Annotated in this window: 16 protein-coding genes and 1 tRNA gene; 16 read left to right on the top strand and 1 reads right to left on the bottom strand. The window is 67.0% G+C overall.

The window, feature by feature from the left end; genetic code table 11:
- The first annotated feature begins 50 nt into the window (after nucleotides 1-50).
- The 12 genes from glmM to PC39_RS15275 all read left to right on the top strand — a co-directional run bounded on the left by glmM (nucleotide 51) and on the right by PC39_RS15275 (nucleotide 10,657).
- Entirely contained in the window at nucleotides 51-1,415 is a 1,365-nt protein-coding gene (gene glmM / locus PC39_RS15330; protein ID WP_353254286.1) for a phosphoglucosamine mutase, read from the top strand.
- A gap of 67 nt (nucleotides 1,416-1,482) precedes the next feature.
- Nucleotides 1,483-2,235 carry a triose-phosphate isomerase gene (gene tpiA / locus PC39_RS15325; RefSeq protein ID WP_353254285.1) on the top strand — a complete coding sequence of 251 codons (753 nt, stop codon included), beginning with the start codon at nucleotides 1,483-1,485 and terminating at the stop codon, nucleotides 2,233-2,235.
- A gap of 81 nt (nucleotides 2,236-2,316) precedes the next feature.
- Nucleotides 2,317-2,679 (top strand): preprotein translocase subunit SecG, encoded by a 363-nt coding sequence (gene secG, locus PC39_RS15320; RefSeq protein WP_353254284.1) that lies wholly within the window; start codon nucleotides 2,317-2,319, stop codon nucleotides 2,677-2,679.
- A gap of 76 nt (nucleotides 2,680-2,755) precedes the next feature.
- Nucleotides 2,756-4,108 carry a Na(+)-translocating NADH-quinone reductase subunit A gene (locus PC39_RS15315; protein ID WP_353254283.1) on the top strand — a complete coding sequence of 451 codons (1,353 nt, stop codon included), beginning with the start codon at nucleotides 2,756-2,758 and terminating at the stop codon, nucleotides 4,106-4,108.
- A 55-nt stretch (nucleotides 4,109-4,163) separates the two neighbouring features.
- A complete protein-coding gene (locus tag PC39_RS15310) occupies nucleotides 4,164-5,426 on the top strand; it encodes an NADH:ubiquinone reductase (Na(+)-transporting) subunit B (protein WP_353254282.1) in 1,263 nt (420 codons plus the stop codon).
- Nucleotides 5,427-5,430: 4 nt separating this feature from the next.
- Nucleotides 5,431-6,231: a Na(+)-translocating NADH-quinone reductase subunit C gene (locus PC39_RS15305; RefSeq protein WP_353254281.1), complete on the top strand. Its 801-nt coding sequence runs from the start codon at nucleotides 5,431-5,433 to the stop codon at nucleotides 6,229-6,231.
- 21 nt (nucleotides 6,232-6,252) lie between these two features.
- A complete protein-coding gene (locus PC39_RS15300; protein ID WP_353254280.1) occupies nucleotides 6,253-6,915 on the top strand; it encodes an NADH:ubiquinone reductase (Na(+)-transporting) subunit D in 663 nt (220 codons plus the stop codon).
- 43 nt (nucleotides 6,916-6,958) lie between these two features.
- The gene (nqrE, locus tag PC39_RS15295; protein ID WP_353254279.1) at nucleotides 6,959-7,567 is read left to right on the top strand and encodes an NADH:ubiquinone reductase (Na(+)-transporting) subunit E; all 609 of its coding nucleotides are present in this window, start codon (nucleotides 6,959-6,961) and stop codon (nucleotides 7,565-7,567) included.
- Between the two features lie 106 nt (nucleotides 7,568-7,673).
- Nucleotides 7,674-8,903, top strand: coding sequence for an NADH:ubiquinone reductase (Na(+)-transporting) subunit F (gene nqrF, locus PC39_RS15290; protein ID WP_353254278.1), 1,230 nt, complete (start codon nucleotides 7,674-7,676; stop codon nucleotides 8,901-8,903).
- 217 nt (nucleotides 8,904-9,120) lie between these two features.
- Entirely contained in the window at nucleotides 9,121-10,080 is a 960-nt protein-coding gene (locus PC39_RS15285; RefSeq protein WP_353254277.1) for an FAD:protein FMN transferase, read from the top strand.
- Nucleotides 10,077-10,256: a DUF539 domain-containing protein gene (locus tag PC39_RS15280; protein WP_353254276.1), complete on the top strand. Its 180-nt coding sequence runs from the start codon at nucleotides 10,077-10,079 to the stop codon at nucleotides 10,254-10,256. Before PC39_RS15285 ends, PC39_RS15280 begins: the two co-directional genes overlap by 4 nt.
- A 5-nt stretch (nucleotides 10,257-10,261) precedes the next feature.
- Nucleotides 10,262-10,657, top strand: coding sequence for a CBS domain-containing protein (locus PC39_RS15275; RefSeq protein WP_353254275.1), 396 nt, complete (start codon nucleotides 10,262-10,264; stop codon nucleotides 10,655-10,657).
- A 64-nt stretch (nucleotides 10,658-10,721) separates the two neighbouring features.
- Here the strand turns inward: PC39_RS15275 and PC39_RS15270 are convergent, their stop codons facing one another.
- Nucleotides 10,722-12,710, bottom strand: a complete 1,989-nt coding sequence (locus tag PC39_RS15270) for a TonB-dependent receptor family protein (protein WP_353254274.1) — start codon at nucleotides 12,708-12,710, stop codon at nucleotides 10,722-10,724.
- 277 nt (nucleotides 12,711-12,987) lie between these two features.
- Between PC39_RS15270 and PC39_RS15265 the strand changes: the two genes are divergently transcribed.
- The 4 genes from PC39_RS15265 to PC39_RS15250 all read left to right on the top strand — a co-directional run.
- Nucleotides 12,988-13,064, top strand: a tRNA-Met gene (locus PC39_RS15265).
- Between the two features lie 87 nt (nucleotides 13,065-13,151).
- On the top strand, nucleotides 13,152-13,601 hold the full coding sequence (gene rimP, locus PC39_RS15260) for a ribosome maturation factor RimP (RefSeq protein WP_353254273.1): 450 nt from the start codon (nucleotides 13,152-13,154) through the stop codon (nucleotides 13,599-13,601).
- A 46-nt stretch (nucleotides 13,602-13,647) separates the two neighbouring features.
- Entirely contained in the window at nucleotides 13,648-15,177 is a 1,530-nt protein-coding gene (nusA, locus tag PC39_RS15255; protein ID WP_353254272.1) for a transcription termination factor NusA, read from the top strand.
- Nucleotides 15,178-15,222: 45 nt separating this feature from the next.
- On the top strand, nucleotides 15,223-15,380 hold a 158-nt coding region (locus tag PC39_RS15250), incomplete at its 3' end, for a translation initiation factor IF-2 N-terminal domain-containing protein (RefSeq protein WP_353254323.1).

The following is a 15,380-nucleotide window of genomic DNA, read 5'->3' as shown; positions in this document are numbered from 1 at the left end:
CCCATCCCGGCAACGAATCACCAGTCACGAATCACCAATCACGTCCCGCAATGACACGACGCTATTTCGGCACCGACGGTATCCGGGGCACGGTCGGCGAGCCGCCGATGACCCCCGATTTCCTGCTCCGGCTCGGCTGGGCCGCGGGGCGTGAGTTGACCGCGGAGACCGGTGGCGAGCGGCCGCGGGTCCTGATCGGCAAGGACACGCGGCTGTCGGGCTACATGTTCGAATCCGCCCTGGAGGCGGGGTTCGCCGCGGCCGGGGTCGATGTGCTGCTGGTGGGGCCCATGCCGACGCCCGCCATCGCCTATCTGGCGCGCACCTTCCGCGCCGCCGCCGGCGTGGTGATCAGCGCCTCGCACAATCCGTTCGTGGACAACGGCGTCAAGTTCTTCTCCGGCGACGGCCGCAAGCTGCCGGACGCGGTCGAGTCCAACATCGAGGCGCGGCTGGAACAGCCCGTGACGTGCGTGGCGCCCGCCGAACTGGGGCGGGCGCGCCGCCTGGAGAGCGCACCGGGGCGCTACATCGAGTTCTGCAAGTCCAGCTTCCGATTGGACGATGCGTCCCTGAAGGGCCTGAAGCTGGTGGTGGACTGTGCCAACGGCGCCTCCTACCACGTGGCGCCCGATGTCTTCCGCGAGCTGGGCGCCGAGGTCACGGCGATCGCCGACGAGCCGGACGGCCTCAATATCAACCGTGACTGCGGCTCGACCCACGTGGATACCTTATGCGCGGTCGTACGCGAGAGCGGGGCCGACGTCGGCATCGCGCTGGACGGCGACGGGGATCGCTGCATCATGGTCGACGACGCCGGCGCGGTGGTCGACGGCGACCAGCTCCTCTACGTGATCGCCCGCGCCCGCCAGGCCGAGGCGGCGCTGCGCGGCCCCGTGGTGGGTACGCTGATGAGCAACCTGGGGCTGGAGCGGGCCCTGGCGCGCGCCGGTATCGGCTTCGAACGGGCCAAGGTGGGCGACCGCTATGTGTTCGAGCGTCTGCTGGCGGTCGAAGGCAATCTCGGCGGCGAGTCCTCGGGGCACATCCTCTGCCTGGACCGCACCTCCACCGGTGACGGTATCGTCTCCGCGCTGCAGGTGCTGGCGGCCATGGTTGCGAGAGGGGAGCCGTTGCGCGGTCTGGTGGCGGATGTCGAGAAATGCCCGCAGGTCCTGATCAACGTACCGGTCGCCAACGGCCTGGCCGACGGCCTCTTGCGCGACGCGGACGTCACCGCGGCCGTGGATTCGGTGGAGAGCGGATTCGACGGCGACGGCCGCGTCCTCCTGCGGCCGTCGGGCACCGAGCCGCTGATCCGGGTGATGGTGGAAGGCGTCGACGAGTCGGCCGTGCGCGCCGCCGCGGAGCGGGTCGCCGATACCGTCCGGGAGGCCGCCGCGCGGCGGGCGTGACCGGTTCGCGCGGGCGCGGGTGTGCTAGCCTTGCGCCACCTTGAAACCCGAGGGATGGAGTGATCGTATGGCTCGACGCCGATTGGTCGCCGGCAATTGGAAGATGCACGGCAGCCTGGAACAGGTGGATGCGTTCGCGGACGCCCTTGCGGGCGGTGCCGGCGAGCGGGGCGACACCGACCTGCTGATCTGTCCGCCGTTCGTCCAGATCGAGCGCCTGGCGCGGCGCGCCGGCGATTGCGGTCTGGCGGTGGGCGCCCAGAATGTGTGCGACAAGGCCGGTCCGGGTGCCTTCACCGGCGAGGTGAGCGCGACCATGCTCGCGGACGTCGGCTGCAGCCACGTGATCGTGGGTCATTCCGAGCGGCGCGCGCTCTACGGCGAGGACGACGAGATCGTCGCCGAGAAGTTCGCGCTGGCCCAGGAGGCGGGTCTGATTCCGGTGCTGTGCGTCGGCGAGACCCTGGCCCAGCGCGAGGCCGACGCCACCGAAGAGGTACTGCGCCGGCAATTGGGTACCGTGCTCGCGGAGAGCGGTGTCGCCGCATTCGAGCGCGCGGTCGTGGCCTACGAGCCGGTCTGGGCGATCGGCACCGGCCGTAGCGCGACGGCGGAGCAGGCTCAGGCCGCGCACGCGTTCCTGCGGGCCCAAATCGCCGCCGAGGATGATATACTCGCGAATCGCGTTCGCATCCTCTACGGCGGCAGCGTCAAGCCCGACAATGCCGCGGAGTTGTTCGCGGGCGCGGATGTCGACGGCGGTCTGGTCGGGGGTGCGTCCCTGGACGCCGCGTCCTTCCTCGGGATCGCCGGCGCTTGATTGATTGATCCGTAGCCCGTGGCCGCCGTCGGCGGGCGCGCGCTGCGGATACGGCAACCACCCAAGTCCGACGGGTCATCGATGCTCTACACCATTCTGGTCGTGATACAGGTGCTGATCGCAGTATCCCTGGTCGGCCTGATCCTCATCCAGCACGGCAAGGGTGCCGATGCCGGCGCCGCCTTCGGCAGCGGCGCGTCCGGCACCGTCTTCGGCGCTCGCGGCTCGGCCAACTTCCTGAGCCGCGCGACCGCCGCCCTGGCCACCGTGTTCTTCGCCGTGAGCCTGTCGCTCGCCTATCTCGTGAGCGGGGTCGGCGGCGGCGAGGACAGCGTCACCGAGCGGTTGCAGGCGCCGGGCGCCGAATTGCTCGAGGATCAGGAAGCCCCGGCGGCGGACGAAGCCGCCGAGGAGACGCCGACAACGCCGTCGGTACCAGAGTAGTGGCCGCCGCGACAGGGCATGCCGGCGGCATGCGGTCGCGACCAGCGGGTTCGCAGGATTCGGGACAACCAAACTAATGCGTTTCACCATCAGGAAAGGGCTCGATCTGCCCATCAGCGGGGCGCCGGAGCAGGTCATCGAGGCGGCGCCGACGGTAGGGTCTGTGGCGGTGGTCGGTCGCGACTACGTCGGCATGAAACCGACCATGATGGTGTCGGAGGGTGACCGCGTTACCCTCGGTCAGGCCCTGTTCGAGGACAAGAAGACCCCGGGCGTGTTCTACACCGCGCCCGGCTCGGGCGAGATCACCGCGATCAACCGCGGTCACAAGCGGGCGTTGCAATCGGTGGTCATCCGCCTGGACGGCCGGGAGGACGATGCCGCGGGATTCGAGCCCGTGGCGGCCGATCGTCTGGATACGCTCGATCGCGATGCCGTTCAGCGGCGTCTTATCGATTCCGGCCTGTGGACGGCGCTGCGGACCCGGCCCTACAGCAAGGTGCCGGCACCGGGCAGCGTGCCGCGCTCGATCTTCGTCACCGCCATCGACACCAATCCGCTGGCCGCGGACCCGCAGGTGGTGGTCGGCGAGCGCCGCGAGGATTTCGTCAACGGCCTGCGCGTGCTGGCGCGTCTCACCGACGGCAAGCGTTTCCTGTGCACCGCGCCCGATGCCGATATCCCGGTGCCGGAGGGCGGCGGCTGGCAGGTGGCGGAGTTCGCCGGGCGGCATCCCGCCGGTCTGGTGGGCACGCACATCCATTACCTGGACCCGGTGGATGCCGAGACCCGTGTCTGGCACATCGGCTACCAGGACGTGATCGCCCTGGGCACGCTGTTCACCGAGGGGCGGATCGACGTCTCCCGCGTGATCGCCCTCGGCGGGCCCAGCGTGGAGCGGCCCCGGCTGCTGCGCACGCGCCTGGGCGCCAATACCGAGGACCTGCTGCGCGAGGAGCTCGAGCCCGGCGAGGCGCGGGCCATCTCGGGCTCGGTGCTCTCGGGCCGCCGTGCCGCCGGCTGGGGCACCTACCTGAGCCGTTATCACACCCAGATCACCGTGCTGCCGGAGGAGCGCGAGCGCGAGTTCATGGGATGGCTGCGGCCGGGACGCAACAAGTTCTCCAAGATCAACGTATTCATATCCAGCCTGCTGCGGCCCTCGGAGTACCGCTTCACCACCACGCAGAACGGCAGTCCGCGCGCGATGGTGCCGATCGGCAACTACGAGGAGGTGATGCCGCTGGACATCCTGCCGACCCAGTTGCTGCGGGCGTTGGTGGTGCGGGACACGGACAGCGCGCAGGCCCTGGGCTGCATGGAGCTGGACGAGGAGGACGTGGCGCTGCTGTCGTTCGTCGACGTCGCCAAATACGATTTCGGGCCCCATCTGCGGGCCAGTCTTGAACTGATCGAGAAGGAGGGATAGGGCCGTAACCGCGGCGGCGCCCGACGGGCGCGGCGCGGGGAGCCGAAGATACGCCATGGCACGCCTTCGCAATTTTCTCGACCGCATTCATCCGCTGTTCGCCAAGGGCGGCAAGCTGGAGAAGTATTACGCCGTCTACGAGATGGTGGACACCTTCTTCTATTCGCCGTCGGACACCACCCGCACCGCGCCGCACGTACGCGACGGCATCGACCTGAAGCGGGTGATGATCTACGTCTGGCTGGCCACCTTCCCCTGCATGTTCATGGCCTGCTGGAACACCGGTTTCCAGGCCAACATGGCGATGGCGGACATGGGGCTGGCCGACGTCGACGGTTGGCGCCGGATTCCGCTCCACCTGTTCGGCGTCGGCTACGACCCGACCAGTTTCTGGGACAACTTCGCGCACGGCCTGTGGTATTTCCTGCCGGCCTACATGGTCACCTTCATCGTGGGCGGCCTGTGGGAAGTGCTGTTCGCCGCGGTGCGCAACCACGAGGTCAACGAGGGCTTCTTCGTCACCTCCATCCTGTTCACCCTGACCCTGCCGCCGGCGATCCCGCTGTGGCAGGTGGCGATGGGCATCACCTTCGGCGTGGTGGTCGGCAAGGAGGTATTCGGCGGCACCGGCAAGAACTTCCTGAACCCGGCCCTGACCGGTCGCGCCTTCCTGTTCTTCGCCTTCCCGGCCTACATGTCCGGCGATTCCGTCTGGACCGCGGTGGACGGCTTCTCGGGGGCCACCCCCCTGGGTATCGGCGCCACCGAGGGCATCGCGGGCATCGCCGCCCAGGTCACCTGGTGGGACGCTTTCCTGGGCGACATCCAGGGTTCGCTGGGCTCGACCTCGACCCTGGCGATCCTGTTCGGCGCGGCCTTCCTGCTCTACACGCGGATCGCGTCGTGGCGGATCATGCTGGGCTGCGTGATCGGGCTGGTCGCGATCACCGGCCTGTTCAACATGGTCGGCAGCGATACCAACGCGATGTTCGGGGTGCCCTGGTACTGGCACCTGGTGATCGGCGGCTTCGCCTTCGGCACGGTCTACATGGCCACCGACCCGGTGAGCGCGGCCATGACCAACACCGGGCGGCTGGCCTTCGGCATCCTGATCGGCGTGATGACCGGCCTGATCCGCGTGGTCAATCCGGCCTTCCCGGAGGGCATCATGCTGGCGATCCTGTTCGCCAACATCTTCGCGCCGCTGATCGACTATTTCGTGACCCAATCCAATATCCGGCGCCGGCAGCGCCGCACCCGGGCCGCCGCGGAATCGGCGCCCGACACGGGCGGCGAGCCGGTCGCCGCCGCGGAGTGACGCCATGCCCGGACTGCTGACATTCTCCCGTGACGGCGTCGCCTACATCGTCGTGTTCGCGCTGGCGGTTTGCCTGGTCTGCTCCGTGTTCGTGGCGGCCTCGGCGGTGTATCTCAAGCCGTTGCAAGTGGCCAACGCGCAGATCGACAAGCGCCGCAACATCCTGCAGGTCGCCGAGCTGTACCAGCCGGGCGACGACGTGAATGAGGTGTTCAACGAGCGTTTGGAGCCGCGCATCGTGAACCTGGAGACGGGCGAGTTCGCCGAGGACATCGATCCGGCGGAATACGACCAGCGCGAGGCCGCCCGCGATCCGCAGATGAGCGTGAACGTGCCGCGCGGCGAAGACATCGCCGGGATCAAGCGGCGCGCCAAATATGCCGAGGTGTACCTGGCGCGTGACGAGAACGGCGAGCTCTCGGCCATCATCCTACCGGTCCACGGCTATGGCCTGTGGTCCACGATGTACGGTTTCCTGGCCCTGGAGCCGGACGCCAACACCGTGATCGGTCTCAAGTTCTACGAGCAGGGCGAGACCCCCGGCCTCGGCGGCGAGGTCGAGAATCCGAAGTGGCGGGCGCTCTGGGACGGCAAGAAGGTCTATGGCGAGGACGGCGAGGTCCGGCTCAGCGTGATCAAGGGCGCCGTCGGTCCGGACACGCCGCAGAAGGAACACAAGGTCGACGGCCTGTCCGGCGCGACCCTCACCAGCCGCGGTGTCTCGAGCATGATCCACTATTGGCTGGGCGAGCGCGGTTTCGAGCCGTTCCTCGACCGCATCCGCGAGCAATCCGAATCGGTATAGGACGTAGAGGCAGAGGTAACCATGGCGAATCAAGCGACCAAGGTCCTGACCGACCCGTTGTTCAACAACAACCCCATCGCCCTGCAGGTGCTCGGTATCTGCTCGGCGCTGGCCGTCACCACCCAGCTCGCCACCTCCCTGTTGATGTGCGCGGCGCTGACGGCCGTGGTGGCCTGCTCGAATCTGTCGGTCAGCCTTATCCGCAACCACATCCCGTCCAGCATCCGCATCATCGTGCAGATGACCATCATCGCCTCGCTGGTGATCGTGGTGGACCAGGTGATGAAGGCCTTCGCCTATGACCTGGCCAAGCAGATGTCGGTGTTCGTGGGTCTTATCATCACCAACTGCATCGTGATGGGCCGGGCCGAGGCCTTCGCCATGAAGGAGCCGCCGATGCTGTCGTTCCTGGACGGTATCGGCAACGGCCTGGGCTACAGCCTGATCCTGATCGTGGTGGGCACGCTGCGCGAGCTCTTCGGCTCCGGTTCGCTGCTGGGCTACCAGCTCCTGCCGCTGGCCAGCGCCGGCGGCTGGTACGAGCCGGTGGGCATGATGCTGCTGCCGCCGAGCGCGTTCTTCATCATCGGCTTCTTCATCTGGGGGCTGCGGACCTGGAAGAGCGAGCAGGTGGAGAAGGCCGACTACCAGATCCACCAGGTCCACCGCACCGAGGTCATGTGACCCGGTATTCCGGCGAACCCGACGGCATTCGAGAGCGAACGCGATGGAACAGTATCTGAGCCTCCTGATCAAGGCGATCTTCGTCGAGAACCTGGCCCTGGCCTTTTTCCTGGGCATGTGCACCTTCCTGGCGCTGTCCAAGAAGATCTCGACCGCGATCGGCCTGGGCATCGCGGTGATCGTGGTGCAGGGCCTGACGGTCCCGGTGAACAACCTGATCTACCAGCACCTGCTCAAGGAGGGCGCGCTGGCCTGGGCCGGGCTGCCCAACGTGGACCTGTCCTTCCTGGGCCTGCTGAGCTACATCGGCGTGATCGCGGCCATGGTCCAGATCCTGGAGATGTTCCTGGACCGCTTCGTGCCCGCGCTGTACAGCGCCCTGGGTATCTTCCTGCCGCTGATCACCGTGAACTGCGCCATCCTCGGCGGCTCGCTGTTCATGGTCGAGCGCGACTACAGCTTCGGCGAGAGCGTGGTCTACGGCATGGGCAGCGGCATCGGCTGGGCGCTGGCGATCGCCGCGCTCGCGGGCGTGCGCGAGAAGCTCAAGTACTCGGACGTGCCGGACGGCCTGCAGGGGCTGGGCATCACGTTCATCACCGTGGGCCTCATGTCCCTGGGCTTCATGGCCTTCTCGGGCATCCAGCTGTAAAGAGAATTAACTACAGAGGCACAGAGGGCACAGAGCGGAGATATGCGCGAATGAATATTCTCTGTGATCTCTGTGCCTCTGTGGTTCATATTCGGCAGAGCGAAATATGGGTGAAATAGCGCAAATCGGTCTCAGTGTCGGGGTCTTCACCGGGGTGGTGCTGTCGCTGGTGATGGTGATCCTGTTGGCCAAGTCGCGGCTGGTCGCAACCGGCAACGTCGACATCGAGATCAACGGCGAGAAGACTATCCAGGCACCGGTCGGCAGCAAGCTGCTGGGGGCGCTGGCGGACTCCAAGCTGTATGTCTCGTCCGCCTGCGGCGGCGGCGGCACCTGCGCCCAGTGCCGGGTCAAGGTGATGGAGGGCGGCGGTGCCATCCTGCCCACCGAGGAACAGCACATCAGCAAGCGCGAGGCCCGCGAGGGCGAGCGCCTGTCCTGCCAGGTCACGGTCAAGCAGGACATGAAGATCCGGGTCCCGGAGGAGGTCTTCGGGGTCAAGCAGTGGACCTGCCGCGTGCGCTCCAACGATAACGTCGCGACGTTCATCAAGGAGTTGGTCCTGGAGTTGCCGGAGGGCGAGCACGTCGATTTCCGCGCCGGCGGCTACATCCAGATCACCTGCCCGCCGCACGAGGTCGAATTCAAGGACTTCAAGATCGACGAGCGCTTCCACGAGGACTGGGACAAGCACAATCTCTGGCGCTACAAGTCCGTGGTGCGCGAGCCGGTGACGCGGGCGTATTCGATGGCGAATTACCCGGAAGAGCGCGGCATCATCATGCTGAACGTGCGTATCGCCGTGCCGCCGCCCAACAATCCGGACCTGCCGCCGGGCATCATGAGCTCCTACATCTTCGGGCTGGAGCCGGGCGACGAGGTGACCATCGCCGGACCGTTCGGCGAGTTCTTCGCCAAGGAAACCGACGCCGAGATGGTGTTCGTCGGCGGCGGCGCCGGCATGGCCCCGATGCGCTCGCACATCTTCGATCAGTTGCGGCGCATCAAGACCGACCGCAAGATGACCTTCTGGTACGGCGCCCGCTCCAAGCGCGAAATGTTCTATGTCGAGGACTTCGACGAGCTGGAGGCGGAGAACGACAATTTCACCTGGCATGTGGCGTTGTCCGATCCCAAGCCCGAGGACAATTGGGAAGGCGATACCGGCTTCATCCACGAAGTGCTGTACGAGCGCTATCTCAAGGACCATCCGGCGCCGGAGGATTGCGAGTATTACCTCTGCGGTCCGCCGGTGATGAACGCCGCCATGATCAACATGCTGGAAGACCTGGGCGTCGAGCCCGAGAACATCATGCTCGACGACTTCGGCGGTTAAGCGTGTGAACCACAGAGTCACAGAGATCACAGAGGAAGAGAACTGAAAGGATTTGCGACAAGGAGCGCAGGGGTTAGGAAGAAGGCGACGAAAGTCATCATCCCTTCTTGTCCACGCTCTTTGCGTACTTGATTCCTCACGCTCTGTGTCCTCTGTGCCTCTGTGGTTAATCTTATGTCTTGCCGCCTTGCTGGCGGCCTGCGAGTCGGGTCCGGAGGTGTTGGAGATTTCCGGGCCGGCGCAGGGTACGACCTACTCGGTGCAGGTGGTCGCGCCGCCCGACGGCCTCGACGAGGCGAAACTCCGCGCGACCGTCGAAGCCGAGCTCGCGGCCGTCGACGAATTGCTCTCCATCTGGCGCGACGATTCCCATCTGGCCCGCTTCAACGGGGCGCCCGCCGAACGTTGGGTGCCGGTGCCGGCCGAGCTCGTCGAGCTGGTGGCGCGTTCCCTGGAGATCGGCCGCCGCACGGACGGTGCCTTCGATATCACCGTGGCGCCGCTTTTGCGCCTGTGGGGGTTCGGCCCCGAGGCGGCAGGTCCGCGGCACGTGCCGGGCGATGCCGCGATCCGCGAGGCGCGCGCCCGCACCGGCCCCGACATGATCGGGACCCGGCGCGAGCCGCCGGCATTGCGCAAGGCGCGGGCGGGCGTGCTGGTGAGCCTGGACGGCATCGCCCAGGGATACACGGTCGACCGCCTGGCGGACCGGCTCGACGCGGCCGGCGCGGATCGCTACCTGGTCGAGCTCGGCGGCGAACTCTTCGGCCGGGGTCGCAATGCCCGCGGCGAGTCCTGGACCATCGGGGTCGAGGAGCCCACGCCGGGCGTGCGCCGCCTGCGCGGCACCGTCGGCATCGACGGTGTCGGCATGACCACGTCCGGGGATTACCGTGACTTTTTCGAGGCCGACGGCGAGCGCTATTCCCACACCATCGACCCCCGCACGGGACGCCCGGCGGACCACGATCTGCGCTCGGTGACGGTAATCGCGCGGTCCGCGGCGGACGCCGACGGATTGGCCACGGCGCTGCTCGTGCTGGGCCCGGACGCGGGGCTCGCATACGCCCGCGAGCATGACCTCGCGGCCTTGTTTATCGCGGGCGACGACGACGGGTATACTGGCACCGCGACCGCCGCGTTCGAGCGCTACATGTCCCGAGGTGACAAGCCATGAATTCCCTAATCACCGTATCCGCCATCGCCTTCGTCGTCATGTCCCTCGTGGTCCTGGCGATGGCCGTGGGCGTGATGTTCACGGGCCGCGAGATCAAGGGCAGTTGCGGCGGCCTCAACGGCGGCGATTGCGCCTGCAAGGATCGGTGCGACGCCGATCCCGAATATCGGGGGTGACGCGCATGCTGCATTCCGTCGAGGTCAAGGACTACATGTCCGCCAGCTTGGTGCATCTGACGCCGGAGACGGATGTCCTGCGGGCCATCCACCTGCTCCTGGAGAATAACGTCAGCGGCGCGCCGGTCACCGACAAGCTGGGCAATGTGGTCGGCTTCCTCTCGGAGAAGGATTGCCTGCAGGTGGCCATGGATGCCGGCTATCACGAGGAATGGGGCGGCAATGTCTCGGAGTACATGACGCCGGAGGTGATCACGGTCGATGCCGACGCCAGTATCCTCGACGTCGCCCGTATCTTCCGCAACACCTCGTTCAAGTCCCTGCCGGTGATGGACGACAACCGCCTCGCCGGCCAGATCACCCGCAGCGACGTCCTGCGCGCCTTCCAGGAAATACGCTAGTCGTCCCGGTGTTGGTCAATCCTTGCCGCGTGCGTCGCGCGCCGGCGGGAAGCATTGACGTGCCTTAGAGTTCCAGCTTGACCCCCGCGTAGAGATTGCGACCGGGCGCCGGCTCGTAGTAACGCCCGCCGAAGGCGTTGATCCGGATATTGGTGAAATATGCCTCGTCGAGCAGGTTGTTGACCCCGAAGAACAGGGTCAGCGTGCGGCGGCCGGGATGTTCCTCGATGCCGAGCCGGGCGTTGACCAGGCCGTAGCCGGCCACCTTCACCTCGTTGGTGTTGTCGGCATAAAGCTCGTCGTAAACGCTGGCATCCAGGATCGCGAAGAACGCGCCGGGCGAGCGATAGGCCAGCTCGGCGAAGAATTGGCTCTCGGGGATGCCGGGCAGACGCTCGCCGGCGACATCGTTGCCCCCGCTGTCGACGAATTCCTCGAACTCGAAGTCCGAATAGGTGAAGGCCAGGGTGGTGGTCCAGCGCTCGGCCAGGAGCACCTCGATCTGGGCTTCCAGGCCGTTGCGCACGGATTCGCCGGCGTTCTCGAAGAAATCTCGGTCGGTGTCGTCGCCGGGCACGTCGAAGGCCACCAGTTCGTCCTCGACCTCGACCCGGAACAGGGTCAGGGAATAGCGCGCGCGGTCGTGCAGAAAGCCGCGCGCCCCGACTTCGTAGTTGACGGCTTCCTGCGGTTGCAGGTCCGGATTGAAGCCGCCGCCGGCGGGATTGGCGAACTCAGTGAAGGTGGGGGTCTCGAAGGCGGTGCCCACCGTCGCATAGAGCCGGTGGCGCGCCGACAGGGCATAGCCCAGGGCCACGCTACCGCTGAGTTCCTCGTAGTCGCGGCGGCCGGATTCGTCGGGGTTCTGGTCGGACACTTCAAAGCGGTCGTCGATCTCGAAACGGATATCGTCGTAGCGCAGGCCCGTGGTGAGCTCGAAGCGCTCGCCGAGGGGCAGCACATGACGGGCATAGACGCCGATCGCGCGCGCCTCCTCCATCTGGTCCAGCGACAGATCGCCGTACTCGCCCTCGTCGTTGTCGAAACGCCGGCGGTCGTCCTCCTGCTTCTCCACGTCGATGCCGGCCGTGAAACGGCCCGGCAGGCCGGCCGTATCGAGATCGCCCCGGTACTGCAGGCCGCCGCCGAAGAAGGCGCGGTCGAAGGTCACGATGCCCCCGTTCTCGAACGGCAGTAACTGGGTCAGGTCGCGCCGCGTGTGGAACGCGCGCGCGGTGAATTCGTCGTTCTCGCCGACAGGGTTGCGGTAGACCAGGCCGAACGTGCGCTGTTCGGCCGCCTGATAGCTGTCATAGAGCAGGTTCTCGGGCCGGGCCTGGCTGCGGTCCTCGCGGACCTGCTCGATCTTGAGGCCGCCGGGGTCCTCGCTCACCGGCGCGTCCAGCAACCGGACCACGCCCTGCAGGGTGGCGTCGCCGCCCAGGCGGACGTTGAATTTGCCGTTCGCCAGCTTGCGCTCGGCCTCGTTGTTCTCGCGATAGCCGTCGTAGTCCAGGCTGTAGGCGCTGACGGCGTAACCCCAGTCCTCGTATTGCCGTCCGGCCTGCACGCTCTGGCGGTCGTAGCCGAAGCTGCCGGCATCCAGCCGCAGCCGGGCCAGTCGTCGCGGCGGTGGATCGAACGTGTCGATATCGAGCACACCGCCGGTGGCGTTGCCGTAGAGTGCCGAGGCGGGGCCGCGGATCACTTCCATCTCCGTGACCGAGGTGAGATCGATCGCATCGGTCTGGGACTGGCCGTCGACCACCGTCTCGGGGATGCCGTCGACGATCAGCTTGACCCCGCGGATGCCGAACGCGGAGCGCGCGCCGAAGCCGCGGATGGACAGCCTCAGGTCCTGGGCGTAATTGAAGCGGTTCTGGGTGAAGACGCCGGGCACGCGCGCGAGCTGCTCGTCCATCTGCAGGTGCTGGCGTCCCTGATCCAGGTCCTCGCCCGCGACCACGCTCAGTGCCGCCGGCGTCGACAGCCAGTCGCGCTCGAGGCGGGGCGATTCCACCCGGACGGGGTCCAGGACGGTCGCGCCGGTCATGTCCTCGCCGGCCCATGTGCCACCGGCGTATGTGACGAGACACAATGCCCATACGGCTCGCTTCAGATCGGGGCTGCTCATTATCTCTCCACTCCGCGTCGGGCCCCGTCCCGCGCGGAGGCCGGACGATGACGGAACCCTGTCTCGTTATCGTGGTCGTATGAATCCAGGGTGCGGCGTTGACGGCCGATACGGCGACCGCGAGGGGCAATACTCGCATGGGCCGACCGTCTGTTGCGAAAGCGACATCGCGCGAGTACAATGCCGCCACATCGGGTGCGGGGTGGAGCAGTCTGGCAGCTCGTCGGGCTCATAACCCGAAGGTCGCAGGTTCGAATCCTGCCCCCGCTACCAACATGGGACTCCAACGCCGGCCCCCGATGCGGGGCTTTTTTATTGGTGCCGACCGGGCACCGTGGATGACGGGGCGGCGGGAACAGTATGTCGCAGCGTCTGGTAAAAATCCTGGAGCCGGTGGTCGAGGATCTCGGCTTCGAGCTATGGCATCTGGAGCTGGAGGGCAGCGGCGACAATCGCCTCCTGCGGCTCTATATCGATGCGCCCGAAGGCATCGTGCTGGAGGATTGCGAGCGCGTCAGCCACGAGGTCAGCGCGGCCCTGGACGTCGCCGACCCGCTGCCGGGGGCCTACCGCCTGGAAGTGTCGTCGCCGGGACTGGACCGGCCCCTGACGAAGCCCGACCATTTCCGGCGCTTCCTCGGCGAGCGTGCCCGGGTGACGCTGTATGCGCCCCTGGAGGGCCGGCGCCGCTTCAACGGGGTACTCAGCGATGCCGACGACGAGGGCGTGCGCTTGGAGTGCGACGGCGAGCCGGTGACGCTGCCGTTCGCGTCGATCGCCAAGGCGCGGCTGGTGCCGGAATTCGATTGATGCCGACGGACCCCGACGGGTCCCGACGTTTTAGAGAGGCGAGGTCATGAACAAGAATGTGTTGCTCGTCGCCGAGGCGGTCTCCAACGAGAAGGGCGTCGACAAGGAGATCATCTTCGAGGCGATCGAGGCGGCCCTGGCGTCCGCCACGCGCAAGAAGCATGGCGGCGATATCGCCGTGCGCGTGTCGGTCAACCGCGAGACGGGCGCCTACGAGACCTTCCGCCGCTGGGAAGTGATCGACGAGAGCGCCACCGACGAGGAGGGCGAGCCGCTCGCGATCGAGGAGCCCGAGCGCGAAATCTCCCTCGAGGAGGCGCGCAAGACGCATCCGGACATACAGCCCGGCGAATTCGTCGAAGAGCCGATGGAGTCGGTCGAGTTCGGCCGGATCGCGGCGCAGGCGGCCAAGCAGGTGATCGTGCAGAAGGTCCGCGAGGCCGAGCGCGCCCAGGTGGTCGAGCAGTACGAGGACCGCGTCGGCGAGTTGGTCACGGGCCTGGTCAAGCGCATGGAGCGCGGTGCCGTGATCCTGGACCTGGGCGGCAACGCCGAGGCCATCATCCCGCGCGAGGAAGTGATTCCGCGCGAGCCGATGCGCCCGGGCGACCGCGTCCGCGGTTACCTGTACGATGTGCGCACCGAGCCGCGCGGCCCCCAGCTCTTCGTGACCCGGACCCGTCCGGAATTCCTGATCGAGCTGTTCAAGCTCGAGGTGCCGGAGGTCGGGCAGGGCCTGATCGAGCTGCGCGGCGCCGCGCGCGATCCGGGCCTGCGCGCCAAGATCGCGGTGCAGGCCAAGGACCGCCGGATCGACCCGGTCGGCGCCTGCGTCGGCATGCGCGGCTCGCGGGTGCAGAGCGTGTCCAACGAACTGGCGGGCGAGCGCATCGACATCGTCCTCTGGGACGAGAACCCGGCGCAGTTCGTGATCAACGCGATGGCGCCGGCCGACGTCGAGTCCATCGTGATGGACGAGGACGCCGGCAGCATGGATCTGGCGGTCGCCGAGGACAAGCTGGCCCAGGCGATCGGTCGCGGCGGCCAGAATATCCGGCTGGCCTCGGACCTGACCGGCTGGGACTTGAACGTGATGACCCTCGAGGAGGCCGACGCCAAGAGCGAGGCCGAGGGCGAGCAGCTCCAGACGATGTTCCGGGAGCAGCTCGATGTCGACGACGAGGTGGCCGTGATCCTGGTCCAGGAAGGCTTCACCACGGTCGACGAGATCGCCTACGTGCCGCCGGCCGAGCTCCTGGAGATCGAGGAGTTCGACGAGGACGTGGTCGAGGAATTGCGGGCGCGGGCACGGGACGTGCTCCTGACCCGCGCGATCGCTTCGGTCGAGGGCGGCGACGTCTCCGAGCCGGCCGAAGACCTGCTGGCCTTGGAAGGCATGGACGAAACCCTTGCCGCGGACCTGGCCGCCAACGGTGTGGTCACCCGCGAGGATCTGGCCGAGCAGGGTGTGGACGAATTGGTCGAGATTAGCGGACTGGACGAGCAGCGCGCCGGTGAATTGATCATGGCGGCGCGCGCGCACTGGTTCGCCGACGAGGAAGCCAAGGCCGAATAGACGACTCGGCCTGTTCGGGCGGACTTGGCTAACGGAGAGTGATTGATGGCGCAAACGACGGTTAAACAGCTCGCGGACGAGGTCGGCATTCCGGTGGACCGGTTGCTGGCGCGGCTGGAGGCTGCCGGCGTAGCGGCCAAGTCGGCCGAGGACGGGATCAGCGACGACGACAAGCTCAAGCTGTTGCGTCACCTTCGCGAGGG

This window comes from Salinisphaera sp. PC39 (assembly GCF_040361335.1).
Lineage (GTDB): Bacteria > Pseudomonadota > Gammaproteobacteria > Nevskiales > Salinisphaeraceae > APNM01.
This window is presented reverse-complemented; position numbering and strand designations above follow the sequence as displayed.

Bases quoted from the DNA above. Each gene is read 5' to 3' on its own strand.
- glmM (WP_353254286.1), top strand. From the start codon at position 51: ATGACACGACGCTATTTCGGCACCGACGGTATCCGGGGCACGGTCGGC.
- tpiA (WP_353254285.1), top strand. From the start codon at position 1,483: ATGGCTCGACGCCGATTGGTCGCCGGCAATTGGAAGATGCACGGCAGC.
- secG (WP_353254284.1), top strand. From the start codon at position 2,317: ATGCTCTACACCATTCTGGTCGTGATACAGGTGCTGATCGCAGTATCC.
- PC39_RS15315 (WP_353254283.1), top strand. From the start codon at position 2,756: ATGCGTTTCACCATCAGGAAAGGGCTCGATCTGCCCATCAGCGGGGCG.
- PC39_RS15310 (WP_353254282.1), top strand. From the start codon at position 4,164: ATGGCACGCCTTCGCAATTTTCTCGACCGCATTCATCCGCTGTTCGCC.
- PC39_RS15305 (WP_353254281.1), top strand. From the start codon at position 5,431: ATGCCCGGACTGCTGACATTCTCCCGTGACGGCGTCGCCTACATCGTC.
- PC39_RS15300 (WP_353254280.1), top strand. From the start codon at position 6,253: ATGGCGAATCAAGCGACCAAGGTCCTGACCGACCCGTTGTTCAACAAC.
- nqrE (WP_353254279.1), top strand. From the start codon at position 6,959: ATGGAACAGTATCTGAGCCTCCTGATCAAGGCGATCTTCGTCGAGAAC.
- nqrF (WP_353254278.1), top strand. From the start codon at position 7,674: ATGGGTGAAATAGCGCAAATCGGTCTCAGTGTCGGGGTCTTCACCGGG.
- PC39_RS15280 (WP_353254276.1), top strand. From the start codon at position 10,077: ATGAATTCCCTAATCACCGTATCCGCCATCGCCTTCGTCGTCATGTCC.
- PC39_RS15275 (WP_353254275.1), top strand. From the start codon at position 10,262: ATGCTGCATTCCGTCGAGGTCAAGGACTACATGTCCGCCAGCTTGGTG.
- PC39_RS15270 (WP_353254274.1), bottom strand. From the start codon at position 12,710: ATGACCGGCGCGACCGTCCTGGACCCCGTCCGGGTGGAATCGCCCCGC.
- rimP (WP_353254273.1), top strand. From the start codon at position 13,152: ATGTCGCAGCGTCTGGTAAAAATCCTGGAGCCGGTGGTCGAGGATCTC.
- nusA (WP_353254272.1), top strand. From the start codon at position 13,648: ATGAACAAGAATGTGTTGCTCGTCGCCGAGGCGGTCTCCAACGAGAAG.